The 21,577-nt window shown below is 68.6% G+C and carries 18 protein-coding genes; 15 read left to right on the forward strand and 3 right to left on the reverse strand.

Annotated features, from left to right (window positions below; all coding sequences use genetic code 11):
- Window positions 1–8: 8 nt before the first annotated feature.
- Window positions 9–830 carry a bifunctional hydroxymethylpyrimidine kinase/phosphomethylpyrimidine kinase gene (locus tag QPK32_RS18990; protein ID WP_290414362.1) on the reverse strand — a complete coding sequence of 274 codons (822 nt, stop codon included), beginning with the start codon at window positions 828–830 and terminating at the stop codon, window positions 9–11.
- A gap of 220 nt (window positions 831–1,050) precedes the next feature.
- On the opposite strand from QPK32_RS18990, the gene QPK32_RS18995 reads away from it, so the two are divergent.
- From QPK32_RS18995 to QPK32_RS19020, 6 genes are all read left to right on the forward strand, one after another.
- Complete coding sequence (locus QPK32_RS18995) at window positions 1,051–1,203, forward strand: rubredoxin (protein ID WP_029755924.1); 153 nt, start codon at window positions 1,051–1,053, stop codon at window positions 1,201–1,203.
- Window positions 1,204–1,343: 140 nt separating this feature from the next.
- A complete protein-coding gene (locus tag QPK32_RS19000) occupies window positions 1,344–1,742 on the forward strand; it encodes a PleD family two-component system response regulator (protein ID WP_290414363.1) in 399 nt (132 codons plus the stop codon).
- Between the two features lie 41 nt (window positions 1,743–1,783).
- Window positions 1,784–2,152, forward strand: coding sequence for a response regulator transcription factor (locus QPK32_RS19005; protein ID WP_290414364.1), 369 nt, complete (start codon window positions 1,784–1,786; stop codon window positions 2,150–2,152).
- 1 nt (window position 2,153) lies between these two features.
- Window positions 2,154–2,768, forward strand: coding sequence for a chemotaxis protein CheW (locus QPK32_RS19010; protein WP_290414365.1), 615 nt, complete (start codon window positions 2,154–2,156; stop codon window positions 2,766–2,768).
- Between the two features lie 37 nt (window positions 2,769–2,805).
- A complete protein-coding gene (locus QPK32_RS19015) occupies window positions 2,806–5,190 on the forward strand; it encodes a methyl-accepting chemotaxis protein (protein WP_290414366.1) in 2,385 nt (794 codons plus the stop codon).
- A 19-nt stretch (window positions 5,191–5,209) separates the two neighbouring features.
- Entirely contained in the window at window positions 5,210–10,726 is a 5,517-nt protein-coding gene (locus QPK32_RS19020) for an Hpt domain-containing protein (protein ID WP_290414367.1), read from the forward strand.
- Window positions 10,727–10,820: 94 nt separating this feature from the next.
- Here the strand turns inward: QPK32_RS19020 and QPK32_RS19025 are convergent, their stop codons facing one another.
- Window positions 10,821–12,269, reverse strand: coding sequence for a deoxyribodipyrimidine photo-lyase (locus QPK32_RS19025; RefSeq protein ID WP_290414368.1), 1,449 nt, complete (start codon window positions 12,267–12,269; stop codon window positions 10,821–10,823).
- A 200-nt stretch (window positions 12,270–12,469) separates the two neighbouring features.
- Here QPK32_RS19025 and QPK32_RS19030 point away from each other — a divergent pair, with 200 nt between their 5' ends.
- The 6 genes from QPK32_RS19030 to QPK32_RS19055 are packed head-to-tail and all read left to right on the forward strand — an operon-like array spanning window position 12,470 to window position 17,098.
- Complete coding sequence (locus tag QPK32_RS19030) at window positions 12,470–13,126, forward strand: YqgE/AlgH family protein (protein WP_374046768.1); 657 nt, start codon at window positions 12,470–12,472, stop codon at window positions 13,124–13,126.
- A gap of 33 nt (window positions 13,127–13,159) precedes the next feature.
- Window positions 13,160–13,552, forward strand: a complete 393-nt coding sequence (gene ruvX, locus QPK32_RS19035; RefSeq protein ID WP_290414369.1) for a Holliday junction resolvase RuvX — start codon at window positions 13,160–13,162, stop codon at window positions 13,550–13,552.
- On the forward strand, window positions 13,539–14,057 hold the full coding sequence (gene pyrR, locus QPK32_RS19040) for a bifunctional pyr operon transcriptional regulator/uracil phosphoribosyltransferase PyrR (protein WP_290414370.1): 519 nt from the start codon (window positions 13,539–13,541) through the stop codon (window positions 14,055–14,057). Before ruvX ends, pyrR begins: the two co-directional genes overlap by 14 nt.
- Entirely contained in the window at window positions 14,050–15,015 is a 966-nt protein-coding gene (locus QPK32_RS19045) for an aspartate carbamoyltransferase catalytic subunit (protein WP_290414371.1), read from the forward strand. The genes pyrR and QPK32_RS19045 overlap by 8 nt, the downstream gene beginning before the upstream one ends.
- A gap of 1 nt (window position 15,016) precedes the next feature.
- A complete protein-coding gene (locus tag QPK32_RS19050) occupies window positions 15,017–16,300 on the forward strand; it encodes a dihydroorotase (protein ID WP_290414372.1) in 1,284 nt (427 codons plus the stop codon).
- A gap of 45 nt (window positions 16,301–16,345) precedes the next feature.
- On the forward strand, window positions 16,346–17,098 hold the full coding sequence (locus QPK32_RS19055; protein WP_290414373.1) for a lysophospholipid acyltransferase family protein: 753 nt from the start codon (window positions 16,346–16,348) through the stop codon (window positions 17,096–17,098).
- A 109-nt stretch (window positions 17,099–17,207) separates the two neighbouring features.
- On the opposite strand, the gene QPK32_RS19060 is transcribed toward QPK32_RS19055, so the two are convergent.
- The gene (locus QPK32_RS19060) at window positions 17,208–18,053 is read right to left on the reverse strand and encodes a symmetrical bis(5'-nucleosyl)-tetraphosphatase (RefSeq protein ID WP_290414374.1); all 846 of its coding nucleotides are present in this window, start codon (window positions 18,051–18,053) and stop codon (window positions 17,208–17,210) included.
- A 319-nt stretch (window positions 18,054–18,372) separates the two neighbouring features.
- Here QPK32_RS19060 and QPK32_RS19065 point away from each other — a divergent pair, with 319 nt between their 5' ends.
- From QPK32_RS19065 to QPK32_RS19075, 3 genes are all read left to right on the forward strand, one after another.
- Window positions 18,373–19,467 (forward strand): glycosyltransferase family 4 protein, encoded by a 1,095-nt coding sequence (locus QPK32_RS19065; RefSeq protein WP_290414375.1) that lies wholly within the window; start codon window positions 18,373–18,375, stop codon window positions 19,465–19,467.
- Between the two features lie 83 nt (window positions 19,468–19,550).
- Complete coding sequence (locus tag QPK32_RS19070; protein ID WP_290414376.1) at window positions 19,551–19,874, forward strand: H-NS histone family protein; 324 nt, start codon at window positions 19,551–19,553, stop codon at window positions 19,872–19,874.
- A gap of 317 nt (window positions 19,875–20,191) precedes the next feature.
- Entirely contained in the window at window positions 20,192–21,574 is a 1,383-nt protein-coding gene (locus tag QPK32_RS19075; RefSeq protein ID WP_290414377.1) for a phosphomannomutase/phosphoglucomutase, read from the forward strand.
- The last annotated feature ends 3 nt before the right edge of the window (window positions 21,575–21,577 follow it).

A 21,577-nucleotide genomic window follows, 5' to 3' on the forward strand; every position in this document is an offset into this window, starting at 1 on the left:
GAGAGCTATCAGCAGGCGCCGCCGGGGGCGCGATAAAGTTTATTGGGAATCAGGCGGCCCATGCCGAAGCGGCAGGCATGCTGCAGGGCGCCGTTGGTGTAGTCCTGGGCCGCGGCGAGGGCGTCGGCGGCCGTCGCGCCGCGCGCCATGCCGGCGGCCAGCGCGGCCGACAGCGTATTGCCGGCGCCGACGAACGGGCCCGACAAATGCTGGCTCCAGGACAGGCCGGCGGCCAGGCCGTCGCGGTCGTACAGGTGGTTGGCGCGCACGCCGTCGCCGCCGCCGATGCCGGTGACGAGCACGTGGCCGCAGCCGAGCGCCGTCAGTTCGTCGACGTCGTCCTGCAGCGGGGCTTCGCTGGCGGGGTCGCGCCAGCAGTCGGCGAAGCGCGCCAGTTCCGGCTGCGACAGCATCAGCACGCTGGCTTGCGGCACCAGCAGCTGGTGCAGGAGCGTCAGCAGGTCGTCGTCGCGCACGCCCCAGTCGGGCAGGCTGCTGGTGAACGGATCCAGTACGAGGGGCACGTCGGCATAGTCGGACACGATTTCGGCGACCGCCGCCACCTGCTCCAGCGTCGCCATCGTGCCGACCTTGATGGCGGCGATCGGCATGTCCTCGAGCAGCATGCGGGCCTGGTGCACGACCAGGCTGTGGTCGACCGGCTGGAAGTCGTCGACGCGCGCGGAATCCGCCACCAGCAGGCCGGTGACCACGGACAGGCCATGGCAACCGTGCATGGCGAAGACGTTCAGGTCCGCATGGACACCCAGGGCGCCGACCGGATCGGCGGGGCCGAACGTGAGAATGAGTGGAGACGGTTGGTTTTGCACAGCGCGTAGATTAAGATCCTGACTTTCAATCGCATTCTACTAGAGTGAACCACGAATGGCCTACTGCGCGTTGCACTGGCGGCCTGCGATGCTCGCTGTACTCCTCGTACAGCTGCGCTTCTCGGCCACCATTGCCGCCGCTCGCTACGGCCCTTCGAGGTTCCATCAAACCATAAGGAACGACAACGTGAGTAATGATACGCAGCCTTACCAGACCTGGATGTGCCTGATCTGCGGATGGGTCTACGACGAGGCCGCCGGCGCGCCCGACGACGGCATCGCTCCCGGCACCCGCTGGGCCGACGTGCCGATGAACTGGACGTGCCCCGAGTGCGGCGCGCGCAAGGACGATTTCGAGATGACCGCCATCTGATTCTTGCCTGTCCAATAAGGGTGTTGACACCCCGTCAACCCTTTCCGGCCTGGCTGGTTGCTCCATAGCAACGCATCGCGCACAGCGACGGTTGCCTATGCTATCGTGCGTTTTCATGCTGAAGTGAAACGAATATGACGATGCAAGCGACAGGCCTGACGATCATGGTGATCGACGACAGCAATACCATCCGTCGATCGGCCGAGATCTTCCTGCACCAGGCCGGCTACCAGGTGGTGCTCGCCGACGACGGCTTCGACGCCCTGGCCAAGATCAACGACCACCATCCGGCGCTGGTGTTTTGCGACATCCTGATGCCGCGCCTGGACGGCTACCAGACCTGCGCGCTGATCAAGAAGAGCGCGAAATTCCATGCGACCCCGGTCGTGATGCTGTCGTCCAAGGACGGCCTGTTCGACCGCGCGCGCGGCGCGATGGTCGGTTCCAGCGCCTATCTGACCAAACCGTTTTCCAAGGACAGCCTGCTGGCCGTGGTGCGCGAGCACACCGCCCCGGCCGACGAACCCACACGCCCGTAAGTACACCTATCGGCACGCCCGATGCACATGCGCAGCCCGCCATGACCATACAAAAAATCCTGATCGTCGACGACTCCCCGACCGAACGCTACTACCTGACCGACATCCTGGTGCGCAACGGCTTTTCCGTGGCCACCGCCGACAACGGCGAGGATGCGCTGGCCAAGATCCGCGCCGAGCGCCCCCAGCTGATCCTGATGGACGTCGTGATGCCCGGCGCGAACGGCTTCCAGGTCACGCGCGCGATCGCGCGCGATCCCGAGCTGGCGGCCGTGCCGGTGATCATCTGCAGCAGCAAGAACCAGGAAACCGACCGCATCTGGGGCATGCGCCAGGGCGCCAAGGATTATTTCGTCAAGCCGGTCGACGAAGGCCAGCTGCTGGCGCGCATCGCCGCGCTCGGCGCCTGAGATGGCGGGCACCGACGACCTCGCGGGCACGGGCGGCAGCGCCGCCGCTGCCAACGCCGCGCGCCGCACGCGCCTGCGCCAGTACCAGGAGCAGCTGCTCGAACGCATGCTCGCCGCGCGCACCAGCAGCGGCGCGCACGCGCACCAGCTGGGCATCGAGATCGGCGGCAAGCGCTACCTGCTCGACCTGCTCGAGGCGGGAGAAATCGTGCCGCTGCCCGCGGTCGCCCCGGTGCCGCTGACGCAGGAGTGGTACCTGGGACTGGCCAACGTGCGCGGCAACCTGGTCGGCGTGATCGACCTGGCGCGCTACCTGGAGCAGAAAGGCGCGCCGCCCATCGGCAATCCGCGCCTGGTGACCTTCGCCGCAGGCCTGGGCTTTCCGTGCGCGCTGCTGGTGGACCGCGTGGTCGGCCTGCGCCAGGCTGCCGACATGACGCCTGCCGCCATGACGCCCGAGGGCAGCGGCCTGCGCGATGCGGACGGCCGGGAGTGGATCCCGCTGTCCCTGGCCGGCCTGGTGCGCGAGGAACGCTTCCTGCAGATTGGCCTGCATGAGGGCCTGCATGAGGGCCTGCAAGACGACCCGAGCGGCAAGCCGCACTCCGGCGCGTGAGCCGGACAATCACAACCAAGTCTGTACTGGAGCTGGAATGGGATTCGCATCCAAACTGCCGCTGAATTTTCTCGCCAAGGACAAGGGCGAGCGCGCCGACGACGCCGATGGCGCGACCGTGCTGGCGTCCCCGGACACCCAGTTCAACCTCGGAGGCGCCGCTGCCGCTGCCGCTTCCGGCCCCGCTCCGGCCGCCGCGGGCGCGCCGGCGGGATCGGCCAGCGCCGCCGCGCTGCGCCTGGGCAGCCTGCTGCGCCGGCGCCGCCGCGGCGATGCGGCGCACGCGTCCGCGTCCGCCATGGCGGCCGACGCCGTGCCGGCGGACGACGACCTGCGCCTGCCCCTGATCGGCCACCTGTCGCTGCCGCGCCAGCTGCGCATCCTGATGCTGGCCTGCGCGGCCGGCATCCTGCTCACCATCCTGGCAATGTGGAAGAATGCCGGCAGCGGCGCCGTCGCCGCCAGCCAGACCCAGATCGCCAGCGAGGCGCTGATGCATTCCCAGCGCGTCGGCAAGGCGGCGCCGAACGCCATGCAGGGCGTGCCGGCCGCCTTCGCCCAGCTCGAGGACAGCCGCCGCGAACTGGGCCGCGACCTCGACCTGCTGGCGCGGGGCGGCATCTACAACGGCCGGGACATCCCGGCCGCGACGGGCGACCTGGCGGCCCAGCTGGCCGCCGTGCGCAAGAAATGGGCGGCGTCCGACGCCGGCGCGTTCAGCATCCTCAAGATGAAGCGCGAGCTGGTCGGCTTCGACAAGAACCTCAAGCAGCTCGACATCCTCGCGCCGGAGATGCTGGCGCTGACCGAGAGCATCCTGACCGAGCGCAGCGCGCGCGGCGGCAGCCCGCGCGAACTGGCCGCCCTCGGCCGCATGATGATGCTGACCCAGCGCCTGTCGCGCAGCGCCAACGAATTCCTCACCTCGGGCGGCATCACCCCCGAAACCGCGTTCCAGATGGGCCGCGACACCACCACTTTCCGCGCCACCGTCGACGGCCTGCTGGCCGGCAGCACCCAGCTGGGCCTGTCCGCCGTGCGCGAGCCCGACCTGCGCATCAAGCTGGGCGAGGTGCAGGCGAAGTTCGACGTGTGCCAGGGACTGATCGCCGGCTTCCTCGGCCACCTGTCCGACCTGACGGCCGCCAAGGCCGCCGAGCAGGCGATCTTCCACGACAACGAAGACCTGCGCGCCCAGCTGGGCAGCCTGCAGTCCGCGCTGCGCGCCGGCGAGGGCGCCAGCCCCTGGTTCTGGCTGCTGGTCGCGTCCTCCGTGTTCACGCTGGCCACGGCCGGCTGCATCTCGCGCGTGATGCTGCAGGATTCGCGCAACCGCACCCGCGGCGCCGATGCGCGCCGCCAGGAAGCGGAAGCGATGCGCCTGCTGGCCCAGGCCAAGGAAGAGGAGGCCAAGGCCACCAACGACCAGAACCAGGCCGCGATCCTGCGCCTGATGAACGAACTGCAGGAAGTGGCGGACGGCGACCTGACCGTGGCCGCCACCGTGTCCGAGGACATCACCGGCGCCATCGCCGACTCGGTCAACTACACGGTCGAGGAATTGCGCGGCCTGGTGGTGCGCGTGATCGACACGGCCGAGCAGGTGGGCGGCGCGTCCAGCCAGGCCCAGGACGTCTCCAGCGAACTGCTGGTCGCGGCCGGCCAGCAGTCGCGCGAGATCCAGGACGTCTCGGCCACCGTGCTGCGCATGGCCGGCGAGATCACCGAGGTGTCGAGCTCGGCGAAGGAATCGGCCGAGGTGGCGCGCCAGTCGGTGGCGGCGGCCGAGCAGGGCGCCACCGCCGTGCAGAACGCCATCAAGGGCATGGGCGAGATCCGCGAGCAGATCCAGGAAACCTCCAAGCGCATCAAGCGCCTGGGCGAATCCTCGCAGGAGATCGGCGAGATCACCGAGCTGATCTCGGACATCACGGAGCAGACCAACGTGCTGGCGCTGAACGCGGCGATCCAGGCGGCATCGGCCGGCGAGGCCGGACGCGGCTTCTCGGTGGTGGCGGAAGAGGTGCAGCGCCTGGCGGAACGCTCGGCCGAGGCGGCCAAGCAGATCGGCGCCCTGGTGCGCACCATCCAGACCGATACCCACGATGCCGTGGCGGCCATGGAAAAATCGACCCAGGGCGTGGTCGAGGGCGCGCGCCTGTCCGACGCGGCCGGCGCCGCGCTGGCCGACATCTCGGGCGTGTCGAACCGCCTGGCCGAACTGATCCAGGGCATGGCGACGGCGGCCGGCCAGCAGGCGACGGCGGCCAACGGCGTGGCGCATAATATGCAGCACATCCTGGCGATCACCGAGCAGACCCAGGGCGGCACGCAGCACACCGCCCAGTCGATCCGCCAGCTCGCCGCGCTGGCGCAGGAGCTGAAGGACTCGGTGTCGCGCTTCCGCGTGTCTGCTGCTTGAGGACTCTTTAAGGCATTCAATGACCCAGTTTTCGCCGGCGGTTGCGCCGCACTTCGACGCCGGTCCCCTGTCCTGGGTGATCGGGGAAATCCGCGATGCCCTCGCGCGTTCGGCCGATGCCCTGCGCGACGCTGCCGCGCGCACCCCGGACGCGCGCCCGACCCTGCTGCTGCACGCCAAGTCGCACCTGCACCAGGCCCACGGCGCCCTGCAGATGGTGGACGTCAAGGGCGTGGGCCCGCTGACGCAGGGCGCGGAACACGCGATCGACCGCTTCAAGGACGGCACGCTGGCGCTGGGCGACGACGCCATCGCGGTCGTGGACGAGGCCTACCGGGCGCTGGTCGACTACCTGGAAGAACTGTTGGACGGCACCCGGTCCCAACCCCAGCCGCTGCGGCTGTTCCCCTATTACCGCAGCCTGCAGGAGCTGCTCGGCGCCGAGCGCGCGCATCCGGGCGCGCTGCTGGACCTCGAATTGGCGCCGGAACTGCTGCCGCCCGCGCCCCGCGAAAGCGATGAGGTGCCGGACTATGCCGCCTGCCGCGCGCGCTTCGAGAAGGCGCTGCTGCCGTTCATGCGCGCCGCCGACGATGCAGCGCGCCGCACCCACGCCGAAGCGATGCGCGATGCGCTGGCTCCCGTCGCGGCGGCGCAGCGCGATCCGCAGCTGCACGCCTTCTGGCTGGCGCTGCAGGCGGTGGCCGACCTCGCGGCGCAGGGTCAGCTGGAGAACGACCTGCACCTGAAGCAGCTGTTCGGCCAGGTCAATTTGCAGCTGCGCCGCCTGGCGCAGGGCCAGGAAGGCTTGTCCGAGACGCTCCTGCGCGACGCCCTGTTCCTGGTGGCGCAGGCGCCGGAACCCACGCCCGCCGCGCGCGCGCTGCGCGCCGCCTGGCGCCTGGACGGCCAGGTGCCGCCGGATTACCTGGAACGCCGCTACGGGCGCATCGACCCGGGCGCGCTGAAGGATGCCAAGGAAGCGCTGCAGGAAACCAAGGAAGGCTGGGATCGCATCGCCAGCGAGGGCGGCGATCTCCCGGAAAGCGATTTCGACGCCGCGCTGGCCAAGCTGGCCGGGGCCAGCGAGAAACTGGGCGCGCCGGCGCTGGCGCAGCTGCTGCGCGAGCTGGGGGAGGCGGCCGGCAAGTCGGTGGCGGGCAGCGCCAGCGACCGGTTCGGCATGGAGATGGCGCAGGCCATGCTGTTCGTCGAGCATGGCCTGGACCAGGTGCGCCAGCTGCCGGACGACTTCGGCCAGCACGCCGAGGCGGTCGGCCAGCGCCTGCTGGCGCTGGCGCAGGGCGAGACGCCGCCCGAGGCGCCCGAGTGGCAGGGCGAACTGGCGCGCGAGCTGCAGCAGGGCCAGACGGTGGCCGTGCTGGCGGGCGAGATCCGCACGGCGCTGCGCCAGGTCGAGAAGCTGGTCGAGGACTACCACCAGCACCCGGAGCATACCGAGGCCCTGGACCGCGCCGATCCGCTGCTGCACCAGCTGCAGGGCGCGCTGGCCATCCTGGACCAGCACGAGGCCACGAGCACCGTCGATCACGTGCGCGCGGCGCTGCGCGGCCTGGCCGCCGGCGACGCCGGCGCGGAGTCGCGCGCCGCCACGCTGGACAACCTGGCGCGCAATATCGGCGCGCTCGGCTTCTTCGTCGACGCGTTGGCCCAGAATGTCGACAACGCGCGCCGCCGCTTCCGCTTCGACCGCGAGGAGCGCCTGTTCCGCGAGCTGCCGTTCGAGGCGCTGCAGGATGCCGTGCCGGTGGCGCTGCCGCCGGAGGAGCCGGCCGCCGCGGCCCAGCCGCAGCCGCAGATGGAGCGCGAGCGCGAGCCCGAGCAGGCGCCCCTCGTGCCGCAGGATGACGGCGCCGTCGAGGCGGAGCTGCTGGAGATCTTCATCGGCGAGGCGCGCGAGGTGCTGGAGTCGGTGGGTGCGGCGCTGCCGGCCGCGCGCGCGGCCCCGGCCGACCAGGACGGGCTGGCGCGCCTGCGCCGTTCCTTCCACACGCTCAAGGGCAGCGGCCGCATGGTGGGCCTGGAGCAGTTCGCGCTCGCCGCCGCCGCCGTCGAGAAGACGATGAATATGTGGCTGGCCGAGGAGCGCGCCGCCACGCCGGACCTGCTGGCGCTGCTGGACGCGGCCCATGCCGAGCTGTCGGCCTGGGTCGAGGAGCTGGCGGCGCAGGGCGGCACGGCGCGCGACGGCGAGTCTCTGGCCGCCGCCGCCGCGCGCGTGCAGGAAGGCGGGACATTCGCGCCGGATACGGATACTGCGGCGCAGCCGGAGGCCGAGCCACAACCCGAACCCGAGCCACAACCCGAACCCGAGCCCGAGCCCGAAGCGCAGGAAACCGCCGTCAAGCGCATCGGCGACCTCGAGATCCCGCTGCCGCTGTACGAGATCTACCTCGGGGAAAGCGCGGAGCTGGTACGCGTGCTGGGCGAGGACGTCGCCGCCTGGCGCCAGGAGCCGGAGCGCGCCGTCTCGCCCGCCGCCCTCAAGGCGGCCCATACGCTGGGCGGTACCTCGGCCACGGTCGGCTTCCACGCGCTGCGCGCGCTGGCCAATGTGCTGGAAGACGTGCTGCAGGTGGCCTTGCCGCCGCTGGACGCCGTCCAGTTCGACCTGCTGGACGAGGCGCTCGAGCGCATCCGCATCATGCGCCAGGTGTTCGCGCTGGGCGAGCCGGCGCCGGCCCAGCCGGAGCTGCTGGCGCGCCTGGAAGCGCTGCGCGACGAGCTGGGAAGCCGGCGCGCCGACGCCGTCATGGGCGGCGCGGAACCGGAACTCGCCGCGCGCCTCGACGCGCTGTTCGCCGCCACCTACGCGAGCATCCTGGCCGAGCCGCCGCTGACCGGCGCGCTGCCGCTGCCGGCCGCCACCGAACTCGCGCCGCGCGCGGTGGAGGCGCGCCCGCCCGACCCGGCCGTGGCCGAGGTCGACGACCTGTTCGACACCTATTTCGACGACCCGTTCGCCACGCCGGCACCGGCGCTGGAACAGGCGCAGCCGGAACCGCAACCGGCCCACGAGGCCGACACGGCGGGGCCGGCGGAAGACGAGATCGACGTCGATGCGCTGTTCGCGCCGGCGCCCGCACCGGAGCCTGCGCCCGAGCCTGAGCCCGAGCCCGAGCCTGAGCCGGCTGCGGCGGTCGACGAACCCGCGCCGCCGCTCGGTGTGCCGGCGCAGGAGGTCGAAGAAGAAGCGGAAGAAGAAGCGGAAGAAGAAGCGGAAGCCGAGGAGGAAGCGCCCGCGCTGGCCACGGAACCCGTGTTCGTCGACGAGCTCGATCCGGACCTGCTGCCCGTGTTCATCGAGGAAGCGGCCGACCTGCTGCCGCGGATCGGCCAGGACCTGCGCCAGTGGCAGCAGGACCCGCACGACGCCGGCGTCGCCCACGGCCTGCTGCGCGCCCTGCACACGGTCAAGGGCAGCGCGCGCATGGCCGGCGCGATGCGCCTGGGCCAGCACGTGCACGCGCTGGAAACCCAGGTCGAGAACATGCTGCACGCCGGGACCACGAATCCGGCGGCCTTCGACGAACTGCTGGCCAACTACGACCAGGCACAGCTGCTGTTCGAGCAGCTGCAGCAGCCCGCCGCCGTTGCCGGCGCGGCCTTGCCGGATGGCGCAGCCGGCGCCGCGCCGGATGGCGTTCCCGCCGCTCCCGCCGCTCCTGCGGCTGCGGCCGAGCGTCCGCAGGCCGCGCCGGCGCCCCTGGTGCGGGTGCGCGCCGACATCCTCGACCGCCTCGTCAACCAGGCCGGCGAAGTGTCGATCACGCGCTCCAAGCTGGAGACCCAGGTCGGCTCGCTCAAGGGCGCGCTGTCCGATTTCTCGGACAACGTGGCGCGGCTGCGCCGCCAGCTGCGCGAGATCGAGATGCAGGCCGAGTCGCAGATCGCCTCGCGCCTGTCGATCGCCGGCGAGCGCGAATTCGATCCCCTCGAGTTCGACCGCTTCACGCGATTGCAGGAACTGACGCGCATGCTGGCCGAGAGCGTCGACGACGTGGCCTCGTTCCAGGACGGCATGACACGCGCCGTGGATGCCGCCGGCGCCGACCTGGCCGCGCAGGCGCGCCTGACGCGCGACCTGCAGCGCGACCTGATGCGGGTGCGCATGGTGCCGTTCGCCAGCCTGTCGGAGCGCCTGTTCCGCGTGGCGCGCCAGACGGCCAAGGAAACCGACAAGCGCGTCAACCTCGACATCCGCGGCGGCGCCGTGGAAATCGACCGCAGCGTGCTGGAACGCATGGCCGCGCCGTTCGAGCACCTGCTGCGCAACGCCATCGTGCACGGCATCGAGGACCGCGCGGCGCGCGCCGCCGCCGGCAAGCCGGAGACGGGAGAGTTGCTGGTGCAGGTCAGCCAGCAGGGCAACGAGGTCGCGCTGCGCTTCGCCGACGACGGCGCGGGCCTGGACCTGGAACGCATCCGCGCACGGGCGCGCGCATCGGGCCTGGCGTCGGCGGACGAGGAGATCGCCGACCAGGATGCGGCCGAGCTGGTGTTCGAGCCGGGCCTGTCGACGGCCGACACCCTGACGGAGCTGGCCGGCCGCGGCGTGGGCATGGATGTCGTGCGCTCCGAAGCGCGCGCGCTGGGTGGCCGCGTGGACGTCGAGACCACGGCGGGCCAGGGCGCCGCCTTCACCATCCACCTGCCGCTGACGCTGGCCGTCACCCAGGTGGTGCTGGTGGCGGCCGGGGCCCGCACCCACGCGCTGCCGGCGACCCTGGTCGAGCAGGTGCTGCAGGTGCGCGAGGCCGACCTGGATGCGGCGCGCGCGCAGGGCACGCTGACGGTGCAGGGCGAGCCGCTGCCGCTGCACTACCTGCCGGCGCTGCTGCGCGAGCCGGGCGGCAGCGGCGCCCGGTTGGGCGCCCAGCGCTCCTACCCGGTGCTGGTGCTCAGGAACGGCGCCCTGCGCATCGCGCTGCAGGTCGACGAGGTGCAAGGCAACCGCGAGGTCGTCGTCAAGAACATCGGCCCGCAGCTGGCGCGCATGCCCGGCATCGCCGGCGCCACCGTGCTCGGCTCGGGCGAGATCGTGCTGATCCTCGATCCGGTGCTGCTGTCGGGGCCGGGCGTGCGCCTGCCCGACGGCGACGCGCTCGCCGCCGCGCAGCCGGCCGTGCCGGCGCGCGTGGCCACGATCATGGTCGTCGACGATTCGCTCACCGTGCGCAAGGTCTCGCAGCGCCTGCTCGAGCGCGAAGGCTACCGCGTGCTGCTGGCCAAGGACGGCGTCGACGCGCTGGAACAGATGCAGGAGACGCGGCCGGACCTGATGCTGGTCGATATCGAGATGCCGCGCATGGACGGCTTCGACCTGGCGCGCAACGTGCGCGGCAACGACGCCACGCGCTCGCTGCCCATCGTCATGGTCACGTCGCGCACGGCGGACAAGCACCGCAACTATGCGCGCGACCTGGGCGTGGATGCGTATTTCGGCAAGCCGTTCCAGGAGGATGCGTTGCTGGCGGAGATTGCGCGGTTGTTGGGTAAGGAACCGCTATTGTGAATACCGTCGTCCCCGCGAAGGCGGGGACCCAATTTCTGCTCGCGTTGTCGCAACGCATGCAAAATTGGGTCCCTGCCTGCGCAGGGACGACGGGCTAGTCTGCCTTCAACCTCTTGAACCGCGCCAGCGTCCTCGCCCGCGCCTGTTCATGGTCCACCACCGGCAAGGGATAATCCCGCCCCAGCACGACCCCCGCCTTGTCCAGCGCCGCCCCCTTGGCCAGCCACGGCGCATGGATCGCCGCCTTGTCCAGCTTCTCCAGTGCCGGCAGCCATTCCCGGATGAAGGTCCCGTCCGGATCGAAGCGCTTCGATTGCGTCACCGGATTGAAGATGCGGAACCACGGCTGCGCATCGCAGCCGGTGGACGCCGCCCATTGCCAGCCCCCATTGTTCGACGACAGCTCGTAGTCGTCCAGCTTGCGCGCGAAATACGCTTCGCCGCGGCGCCAGTCGATCCCCAGGTCCTTGGTGAGGAAGCTCGCCGTCACCATGCGCAGGCGGTTGTGCATGAAGCCCGTGCGGTTCAGCTGCAGCATGGCGGCGTCCACCAGCGGGTAGCCGGTGCGGCCTTCGCACCAGGCCGCGAACAGGGCGTCGGCGTTTTCCCCTTCGTCCCAGGCCAGCGCGTCGAACGCGGGCTTGAAGTTGTCCGTCACCACGCGCGGATGGCGCGCCAGGATCATCATGTAGAACTCGCGCCAGATCAGTTCGGACAGCCAGACGGGGGCCCCGGGACCACCCTGGCCGGCATCGATGCGCGCGCGCACCAGGCGCACCAGGCGGCGCACGCTCAGCGTGCCGAAGCGCAGGTGCAGCGACAGGCGCGAGGTGGCGTCCAGCGCCGGGTAGTCGCGCTCGTGGTCGTAGCGCGCCATGCGCTCCAGGAAGGCGTCGAGCAGCTGCTCGGCGCCCGCCATGCCCGCCGCGGGCAGCGGGGTGGCCGGCGCGCAGAAGCCGAGATCTTCCAGCGTGGGCAGCGCGTGGCCGGCCGGGGCCGGGGCCAGCGCGCCGGCATGCGCCGCCGTCTCCCAGGCATCGACCGCGTGCGGCTCGGCCGCCAGGCGCTTGAGCCAGGCGTTCTTGTAGGGCGTGAACACGGAGAACGGGCCGCCGGTCTTCGTCAATACCTCGTCGCGCTCGAACACGACCTGGTCCTTGAAGGTCTGCAGGCTGCGGCCGGCGCGGCGCAGCGCGTCCAGCACGGCGCGGTCGCGCCGGATCGCCTGCGGTTCGTAGTCGTGGTTGGCGAACACGGATTCGGCGTCGAGCTCGGCGGCGAGGCGGGGGATGTCGTCCGCGGCGCGCCCATGGCGCACGATGAGGTAACCTCCCATTGAACGCAGCCGCGCGTCGAGTTCCGCCAGGCTGGCGTGGATGAACTGCACGCGCCGGTCGTCCGGTGGCAGGCCGGCCAGGATGTCGGTATCGAAGACGAAGACGCCAAATACCCTGTGCGAGGAAAGCAGGGCATGGTGCAGCGCCGCATGGTCGTCCGTCCGCAGGTCGCGCCGGAACCAGACTAAAGAGTTTCTCAATGTCATCTTCTGTGTGCGGAGTCAAAAGCAGGACGCATTTTACTGTCTACCATTCCTCTGATTTGCCGCCGATCCACGTTTTGCGATCGGTCAACAACGCCGCTTCCATGGCCGCGTGAGCAAATGGGTGTAAACTAGCGAAAAGCCCAAGCTTTTCAAGTTGATACCGCGGTAATGAAGAGAGTGAGCCAACAGAGAGTATGAGCATGAAAAAAAGTAAGGTCGGCAAGCCTCTACCCATGCCCGGGATGCCGCAGGAAGACGTGTCGCCCCTGGGCCAGATCGGCGCCGTTCAGCCGCAGCTGAACCTGGCCAACCATTTCCTGATCGCCATGCCATCGATGAACGATCCGATCTTCGGCGGCACCGTGGTCTATATCTGCGAACACAACGACAAGGGCGTGCTCGGCGTCGTCATCAACAAGCCCACCGACATGACCATGGACGTGCTGTTCGACCGCATCGACCTGAAGGTGGCCGAAGGCCTGCGCGCCAGCGTCGTGAACGAGCCGATCATGTTCGGCGGCCCCGTCCAGGACGACCGCGGCTTCGTGCTGCATTCGCCGGGCGGACGCTATTCCTCGTCGCTGAGCGTCACCGACGACGTCGCCTTCACCACGTCGATCGACGTGCTGGAGGCCGTCGCCAGCGGCACCGGTCCCCAGCGCATGCTGGTGTCGATCGGCTATGCCGGCTGGAGCCCGGGCCAGCTCGAGGAAGAGATCGCCCGCAACGGCTGGCTGACGGTGGGCGCCGACGCCCACGTGCTGTTCGACCTGCCGATCGAGGAACGCTACAACGCCGCCATCAAGCTGCTGGGCATCGATCCCTTGATGCTCGCGAGCGAGGCCGGTCATGCGTGAGATGCGTGGATTCCTGCGGAGACCAGGCAGGTAATGGTCGACATCGTTCTAGGCTTCGACTTCGGCATCAAGCGTATCGGCATCGCCATGGGAAACACCCTGACGGGACAGGCGCAGCCCCTGTCCGTCATCAAGGCCGTCGACAATGCGACGCGCTTTTCCGCCATCGGCGAACTGATCGAACAATGGCGTCCCGCGCGCCTCGTCGTCGGCGAGCCGCGCCATCCGGACGGCGCCGAGCACGACATGACGCTGCGCGCGCGCCGTTTCGCCAACCAGCTGCACGGCCGCTTCAACCTGCCCGTCGAGCTGGTCGACGAGCGCTATTCCTCCGCCGTCATCCCGGCCAAGCGCGGCGAGATCATCGACGCCAAGGCCGCCGCCATCATTTTGCAACAATATTTTGACGACCATGCCAACTCCTGATAACGACGCCTTCGACGCCGAGGCGCTGTACCGCGACCTGCTCGAGCAGGTGCGCGCCGGCCTGTCCGGCGTGAACGATGCCGCCATCGTGGGCATCCACTCGGGCGGCGCCTGGCTGGCCGAGCGGCTCGCCGCCGACCTCGGCCTGCCGCAACGCCTGGGCTTCATCGACGTCTCGTTCTACCGCGACGACTATGCGAAGAAGGGCCTGCACCCGGACGTGAAGCCGACCCGCATCGAATTCAACGTCGACGGCGCGACCATCCTGCTGGTCGACGACGTGCTGTACACCGGACGCACGGTGCGCGCGGCGATCAACGTGCTGTTCGACTTCGGCCGTCCCCAGCGCATCATGCTGGCGGCCCTGGCCGACCGCGGCGGACGCGAACTGCCGGTGGCCGCCGATTTCGTCGGCGCCCGCGCCGCGCTGGCGCCCGGCCAGTCGCTGTCCCTGGGCCGCGCCGGCGGCCAACTCTCGCTCACGATCGAAGACGACAATGCATAACCCGCAACTGAACAAAAACGGCGAGCTGCAGCACCTCATCACCATCGAGGGGCTGCCCAAGTCCATCATCAACCACATCCTGGACACGGCGTCGAGCTTCGTCGGCATCTCCGACCGCGAAGTCAAGAAGGTGCCGCTCATGCGCGGCAAGAGCGTGTTCAACCTGTTCTTCGAGAACTCGACGCGCACCCGCACCACCTTCGAGATCGCCTCCAAGCGACTGTCGGCCGACGTGATCAACCTGAACATCGCGGCCTCCTCGACGACCAAGGGCGAATCGCTGCTGGACACGATCGACAACCTGTCGGCCATGCACGCCGACATGTTCGTCGTGCGCCACTCGCAGTCGGGCGCGCCCTACCTGATCGCCAAGCACCTGAACGACACGCAGCAGAACCACGTGCACGTGGTGAACGCGGGCGACGGCCGCCACGCGCACCCGACCCAGGGCCTGCTCGACATGTACACGATCCGCCACTACAAGAAGGACTTCACCAACCTGCGCGTGGCCATCGTGGGCGACATCCTGCACAGCCGCGTGGCGCGCTCGGACATCCACGCGCTGACCACGCTGGGCGTGCCGGAAGTGCGGGCGATCGGCCCGCACACGCTGCTGCCGGGCGGCCTGGAGCAGATGGGCGTGCGCGTGTTCACGAACATGGAAGAAGGCCTGAAGGACGTCGACGTGATCATCATGCTGCGCCTGCAGAACGAGCGCATGACGGGCGCGCTGCTGCCCTCTGCCGGCGAGTACTTCAAGAGCTACGGCCTGACGCCGGAACGCCTGGCGCTGGCCAAGCCGGATGCCATCGTGATGCACCCGGGGCCGATCAACCGCGGCGTCGAGATCGACTCCAAGGTCGCGGACGGCAAGCAGGCCGTGATCCTGCCGCAGGTGACCTTCGGCATCGCAGTCCGCATGGCGGTAATGAGCATTCTGGCAGGGACCCACGCATAACATGAATCTGCATATCAAGAACGGCCGCGTGATCGACCCGGCCAACGGCATCGACGCCGTGCAAGACCTCTTCATCGCCGACGGCAAGGTCGCCGCAGTGGGCAGCGCGCCGGCCGGCTTCACGGCCGCGCGCACCATCGACGCGAGCGGCCTGGTGGTGGCGCCGGGCCTGGTGGACCTGTCGGCGCGCCTGCGCGAGCCGGGCTACGAATACAAGGCCACGCTGGAATCCGAGATGCAGGCGGCCGTGCAGGGCGGCGTGACCACGCTGGTGTGCCCGCCGGATACCGACCCTGTGCTGGACGAGCCGGGCCTGGTCGAGATGCTCAAGCACCGCGCGCGCCTGCTGAACCAGGCCAACGTGCACCCGCTGGGCGCGCTGACCACGGGCCTGAAGGGCAAGGCGCTGACCGAGATGGCCGAACTGACCGAGGCCGGTTGCATCGGCTTCTCGCACGCCGAGGAGCCGATCGAGGACACCACCGTGCTGCTGCGCGCCATGCAGTACGCGAAAACCTTCGGCTACACGGTCTGGCTGCGCCCGCAGGATCCGCACATCGGCCGCGGCGGCGTGGCCGCGAGCGGCCCGCTGGCCTCGCGCCTGGGCCTGTCGGGTGTGCCGGTGATGTCCGAGACCATCGCCCTGCACACGATCTTCGAACTGATGCGCGCATCGGGCGCGCGCGTGCACCTGTGCCGCATCTCGTCGGCCGCCGCGCTGGACCTGATCCGCGCCGCCAAGAAGGAAGGCCTGCCGGTCACCTGCGACGTCGGCGTGCACCACCTGCACATGACGGATGCCGACATCGGCTTCTTCGACCCGAACGCGCGCCTGACCCCGCCGCTGCGCAGCCAGCGCGACCGCGAGGCGATCCGCGCCGCCGTCCTCGACGGCACCGTCGATGCCGTCTGCTCGGACCACACGCCGGTCGACGACGACGAAAAGCTGCTGCCGTTCGCCGAGGCGTCTCCCGGCGCCACCGGCCTGGAGCTGCTGCTGGCGCTGATGCTCAAGTTCGCCGACGAGCAGCATGGCGGCAAGGATGCGCTGGCACGGGCCCTGTCCCGCATCACGATCGACGCGGCGCGCACGGCCGGCCTGGCCGCCGGCACGCTGGCGCCGGGCGCGCAGGCGGACGTGGTCCTGTTCGACCCCGCCGCGCGCTGGACCGTGCAGGCCTCGAACCTGGCCAGCCAGGGCAAGCACACGCCTTTCCTGGGCTACGAGCTGGCGGGGCAGGTCAAGGCCACCATCGTGTCCGGCCACGTCGCATTCGAACGCTGATCCCGGACGGCGCCGCGCTTGCGGCGCCTTCGACGGAACCGTCTCGTGAACATTCGGCTCGCGTGGCGCCTGGCGCGCGTCATCATTCACCTGGTCCAGGGCCTCGCCACCTGCGCGCTGGTCTTTCCATGGGCCGGCGCGCCCTTGCGCGAGCGCCTGGTGCGGCGCTGGTCGGCACGCCTGCTCGGCATCTGCCGGGTGCGCGTCGAGCGCCTTGACGCCAGCCCTGCGCTGGAACACGCGCTGATCGTCTCGAACCACATCTCCTGGCTCGACATCTTCGTCATCAATGCGCTGCTGCCCAGCCGCTTCGTCGCCAAGGCCGAGATCCGCGCCTGGCCCGTGGTCGGCTGGCTGGTGGCGCAGGCGGGCACGGTCTTCATCGCGCGCGGCAACCGGCGCGAGCTGCGCCATATCTTCAAGGGCATCGTCGACGCCCTCGGCCAGCGCCAGCGCGTCGCTTTCTTCCCCGAGGGGACGGTGGCGGCCCAGGGCCAGCTATTGCCGTTCCACGCCAACCTGTTCGAGGCCGCGATCGACGCCGGGGTGCCGGTGCAGCCGTACGCGCTGGCCTACCTCGACGCGCGCGGCGGCTGGCATGCGGCGGTCGACTACACGGGCGATACCACGTTCGTGCAGAGCATCCTGCGCATCCTGGGCGGCGAACCCGTGACGGCGCGGCTGGCGAGCCTGGCGCCGATCCCGGCCGGGCCGGGGACGCACCGCAGGGAACTGGCGCAGCGGGCGCAGGAGGCGATCAGGGTGGCGCTGGGGGCCGTGGAGACTCCGCTGCGATAAACCGTCGCCCCTGCGAAGGCAGGGGTCCAATGTTGCATGCGTATCGACGACGCTGGAAGAAATTGGGTCCCTGCCTTCGCAGGGACGACGTTCCACCGTGACGGACAGCTTATTTCTTCCCGCCGTGCTCCCGATACTCCGGACAATCCACCTGCAGCAGCGAGCGGTCGTCCAGGCACACGGCCGTGAGCTTGCCGCCCCACACGCAGCCGCTGTCCAGTCCCACCAGGTTGGGCCGCAGCACCAGGCCCAGCGCCGACCAGTGCCCGAACACGACGGTCACGTCGTTCGTCTTCCGGTCCGGCAGGTCGAACCAGGGCGCCAGGCCGCTGCCTTCCGGTCCCTTGTCGCTTTCCTTGTGCGCGAAGTCCATCCTGCCGTCCGGCCAGCACAGGCGCATGCGGGTGAGGGCGTTGACGATGCAGCGCAGGCGCGCGATGCCGGTCAAGCCGTCGTCCCAGCGGTCCGGCTCGTTGCCGTACATCTGGCCCAGGAAATCGACCCAGCGCTCGCTGCGCAGCTCCGTCTCGACCTCGGCGGCCAGCGCCATCGTCCGGGCCGCATCCCACTGCGGCGCCACGCCCGCATGCACGAGCAAATGGGCATCCACGAACATGGCCAGCGGCCGCCGGCGCAGCCATTCGATCAGGGCGGCGCGGTCGGGGGCGGCCAGGATCTCGTCCAGCGTGTCCGAGCGGCTCGCCTTCTGGACGCCGGCGGCCACCGCCAGCAGGTGCAGGTCGTGGTTGCCGAGCAGGGCGTCGACGCGGCCGCCGCTCGTGTCGGACAGCGTCTTCATGCGCCGCAGCGCTTCCAGCGATTCCGGGCCGCGATTGATCAGGTCGCCGACGAACAGGATGCGGGCGTCGCCGCGGGCGTCGGCATCGATACGGTCGAGCAGCAGGCCCGCTTCATGGGCGCAACCCTGCAGGTCGCCAATCACATAGGTTTTCATCGTCTATTTTCCATTGCGCGCGAATGCGCCTTTCGGGGAATGATACCGCGCCGGCCGTGGCGAAGGATTCGCCGGCCTGAACGTTCATTTCTAAATGTAAATTGTCTCGCTGTTCACGATCGCCGCGCGGACAATTCCCGGTTTGTCAATCGGATCGGTGTGAGCCAGGTAAACGGCCTGGCTTCGGGCCCGGCACGTCATCTAGTACAATGCGCCGGTACAATGGCCGAGCTGCGCGCCAATCGAATCGAAAAGTGCTTTGCCTATTCACCGGCATGGCCCATCCAGCCACACGGCTATTGCATTCAAAGAATAATAAATGTTTTCTTTCCTCGTGAGCTTCGTGGCGTCTGCATTGCTGACCCTGCTGGTCATCAAGCATGCGAAATTACATGGACCCGCCCTCGACAGTAATTTCGGCGGCGTTCAAAAGGTGCATCAGCACGCAGTCGCGCGTATCGGCGGATTACCGATTTTCCTGGCCGTGACGCTGACCGCCTGTATATCGGTGTTGCGCGAGCCCAGCCTTGGTTATTGGCTGGCGGCGCTGCTCGCATGTTCGTCGATCGCTTTTGGCGGCGGTATCGTGGAAGACTATACGGGCACCGTCAGGCCGTCGCGGCGCCTGGTGCTGACGATGGCTGCGGCCGTGCTCGGTTATCTGGTGCTGGATGCGAAAATCGCACGCCTGGACATGCCGTTTGTCAGCTGGCACCTCGATTCGCTCTGGCTGGTATTGCCGCTGACGGTGCTGGCGGTGGCCGGCATCGCGAATGCCGTGAATATCATCGACGGCTTCAATGGCCTGGCCAGCGTGGTCACGATCTTCATGCTGCTGTCGCTGGCCTATGTCGGCTGGCAGGTGGGCGACATGTTCGTGCTGGTGTCGGCCCTGACGGTGGCGGGCGCGACCGCCGGTTTCCTGATCTGGAATTACCCGGCGGGCCTGATTTTCCTCGGCGACGGCGGCGCCTATTTCATCGGCTTCATGCTGGGCGAACTGGCGCTGCTGCTGGTGATGCGCAATCCCCAGGTATCGACCTGGTATGCGGCATTGCTGCTGATTTATCCGGCATTCGAAACCATATTTTCCGTTTACCGTCGAATGTTCGTGCGCGGGAAATCGCCGACCATGCCCGACGGAATTCACCTGCACAGCCTGATTTTCCGCCGGATCGCACAATGGACGGTAGGGCGCAAGGAGGCGCGCGCACTGATGAAACGGAATGCGCGCACCTCGCCTTACTTGTGGCTGTTTTCGCTTACCGCGGTTATTCCTGCAACCGTGTTCTGGCGGAATACGGAAGTCTTGATATTCTTCTGTTTGTTGTTCATTATCAGTTACGTGTGGCTTTACGCGCGTATTGTTCGATTCAAGTCGCCACGCTGGCTCATTTGGCACAAGAAAGACTAACAAAAAATCCTGGATGGTGTATATTGCGACAATTGGTGAGAATTGGATAAAATTCGTTTTTAAACTACTTATAAGGAATCGAGATGGATCTGTCGAATATGTCCTTGGGCGATTTGCGTAACCTGCAGGAGCAGATCAAGCAGGAAATGAAGAAGCGTGAGCATCAGGAAGTGCAAAAGGCACGCGAGCAGATCCTGGCTATCGCGCAAAGCGTCGGCGTTCCGCTGAAAGACTTGATCGCTTCCGGCCGCGGCGCCAAGGCGGCGGCAGGCGGCACCGGTTCGGTCGCCGTCCGTTATCGCCACCCGGACGATGCATCGCAGCAGTGGACCGGCCGCGGCCGCCAGCCGAAATGGGTCAAGGAATGGGTCGAAGGCGGTAAATCGATCGACCAGCTGCGCGTCTGATTCGATTCCAGCCGATTCGTCCGGAAGCGCGCGCTGCTTCCGGCGGGCGGCTCCGGCCGCCCGGCTGCATTGACGCGATGCGCCGCTTCTGATGTCCGCGTCTGGTTTGCGCCATTTTCGTGGAATGCGTTCGCCGTTCCCGACCGTTTTTCCCTTGTTTCGATTTCCGTCCAATGCGAATCTCATGCAGATGCACTAATGCACGCATGAAATTCCCATCGCTCCGGCTTGCCGCTACAATAGCCTTTTTATCATCCTTTCCATCACGCCCGCGACGCCGCGTGAGCGCCGTCCGTGCAGCCATCAAGGTAAATTCCATGGTCCCTCTCTCGAAAACGATTTTCAAGGCTTATGACATCCGCGGTGTGATCGACAAGACGCTGGACGCCGGCATCGCGCGCAAGATCGGCCAGGCCTTCGGCGCCGCCGCGCTGGCCAAGGGCGAGCGCACCGTCGTCATCGGCCGCGACGGCCGCCTGTCCGGCCCGGGCCTGGCCGAGGCCCTGGCCGCCGGCCTGCAGGAAGCGGGTGTCGACGTGATCGACCTGGGCATGGTCGCGACCCCGATGGTGTACTTCGCCACCAATGTGCTGGAAGCGCGTTCGGGCATCATGGTCACCGGCAGCCATAATCCGCCGGACTACAACGGCTTCAAGATGGTGCTGGCGGGCGACGCGATCTACGGCGACGCCATCCTGGGCCTGCACGCGGCCATCGAGCGCGGCGACTTCCAGCCGGCCGCCGCCGCGGGCAAGTATTCGACCCATGACATCAAGGACGCCTACATCGAACGCATCGCCGCGGACGTCAAGATCGCCCGTCCGATCAAGATCGCCGTCGATGCCGGCAACGGCGTGGCCGGCGCCTTTGCGGGCGACCTGTTCCGCGCGATGGGCTGCGACGTCATCGAACTGTTCTGCGAGGTGGACGGCCACTTCCCGAACCACCACCCGGATCCGGCCCACCCGGAAAACCTGCAGGACCTGATCGAAGCCGTGCGCACCAGCGACGCCGAGATCGGCCTGGCCTTCGACGGCGACGGCGACCGCCTGGGTGTCGTCACCAAGGATGGCCAGATCATCTTCCCGGACCGCCAGATGATGCTGTTTGCCGCCGACGTCCTGTCGCGCAACCCGGGCGCCGAGATCCTGTACGACGTCAAGTGCACGCGCCACCTCGGTCCCTGGATCGAGCAGCATGGCGGCCGTCCGCTGATGTGGAAGACGGGCCATTCGCTGGTCAAGGCCAAGCTGAAGGAAACCGGCGCCCCGCTGGGCGGCGAAATGAGCGGCCACATCTTCTGGAAGGACCGCTGGTTCGGCTTCGACGACGGCCTGTACACGGGCGCGCGCCTGCTGGAGATCCTGACGAAGGTGGCCGACCCGTCGGCGCTGCTGAACTCCCTGCCGATCGCCTCGAGCACCCCGGAGCTGCACCTGCACCTGCAGGAAGGCGAGAACTTCGCGCTGATCGACAAGCTGCGCCGCGAAGCGACCTTCCCCGGTTCCGAGCGCATCAACGACATCGACGGCCTGCGCGTCGAGTACCCGGACGGCTTCGGCCTGGCGCGCGGCTCGAACACGACCCCGGTCGTCGTGCTGCGCTTCGAAGGCGAGACTCCGGAAGCCCTCGCGCGCATCCAGGGTGAGTTTGCCCGCGTGATCCGCGCCGCCAAGCCGGATGCCGAACTGCCGTTCTGAGGT

Origin of the sequence: Massilia sp. YIM B02763 (assembly GCF_030412015.1) — a bacterium.
In the GTDB taxonomy this organism is placed as follows: Bacteria; Pseudomonadota; Gammaproteobacteria; order Burkholderiales; family Burkholderiaceae_D; genus Telluria.

What these genes read in the sequence shown, in the direction of transcription:
- QPK32_RS18995 (WP_029755924.1), top strand. Translation starts at nt 1,051, where the DNA reads ATGTGCCTGATCTGCGGATGGGTCTACGACGAGGCCGCCGGCGCGCCC.
- QPK32_RS19010 (WP_290414365.1), top strand. Translation starts at nt 2,154, where the DNA reads ATGGCGGGCACCGACGACCTCGCGGGCACGGGCGGCAGCGCCGCCGCT.
- QPK32_RS19015 (WP_290414366.1), top strand. Translation starts at nt 2,806, where the DNA reads ATGGGATTCGCATCCAAACTGCCGCTGAATTTTCTCGCCAAGGACAAG.
- QPK32_RS19075 (WP_290414377.1), top strand. Translation starts at nt 20,192, where the DNA reads ATGGTCCCTCTCTCGAAAACGATTTTCAAGGCTTATGACATCCGCGGT.
- QPK32_RS19045 (WP_290414371.1), top strand. Translation starts at nt 14,050, where the DNA reads ATGCATAACCCGCAACTGAACAAAAACGGCGAGCTGCAGCACCTCATC.
- QPK32_RS19005 (WP_290414364.1), top strand. Translation starts at nt 1,784, where the DNA reads ATGACCATACAAAAAATCCTGATCGTCGACGACTCCCCGACCGAACGC.
- QPK32_RS19000 (WP_290414363.1), top strand. Translation starts at nt 1,344, where the DNA reads ATGCAAGCGACAGGCCTGACGATCATGGTGATCGACGACAGCAATACC.
- pyrR (WP_290414370.1), top strand. Translation starts at nt 13,539, where the DNA reads ATGCCAACTCCTGATAACGACGCCTTCGACGCCGAGGCGCTGTACCGC.
- ruvX (WP_290414369.1), top strand. Translation starts at nt 13,160, where the DNA reads ATGGTCGACATCGTTCTAGGCTTCGACTTCGGCATCAAGCGTATCGGC.
- QPK32_RS19065 (WP_290414375.1), top strand. Translation starts at nt 18,373, where the DNA reads ATGTTTTCTTTCCTCGTGAGCTTCGTGGCGTCTGCATTGCTGACCCTG.
- QPK32_RS19025 (WP_290414368.1), bottom strand. Translation starts at nt 12,269, where the DNA reads ATGACATTGAGAAACTCTTTAGTCTGGTTCCGGCGCGACCTGCGGACG.
- QPK32_RS19030 (WP_374046768.1), top strand. Translation starts at nt 12,470, where the DNA reads ATGAAAAAAAGTAAGGTCGGCAAGCCTCTACCCATGCCCGGGATGCCG.
- QPK32_RS19070 (WP_290414376.1), top strand. Translation starts at nt 19,551, where the DNA reads ATGGATCTGTCGAATATGTCCTTGGGCGATTTGCGTAACCTGCAGGAG.
- QPK32_RS19020 (WP_290414367.1), top strand. Translation starts at nt 5,210, where the DNA reads ATGACCCAGTTTTCGCCGGCGGTTGCGCCGCACTTCGACGCCGGTCCC.
- QPK32_RS19050 (WP_290414372.1), top strand. Translation starts at nt 15,017, where the DNA reads ATGAATCTGCATATCAAGAACGGCCGCGTGATCGACCCGGCCAACGGC.
- QPK32_RS19060 (WP_290414374.1), bottom strand. Translation starts at nt 18,053, where the DNA reads ATGAAAACCTATGTGATTGGCGACCTGCAGGGTTGCGCCCATGAAGCG.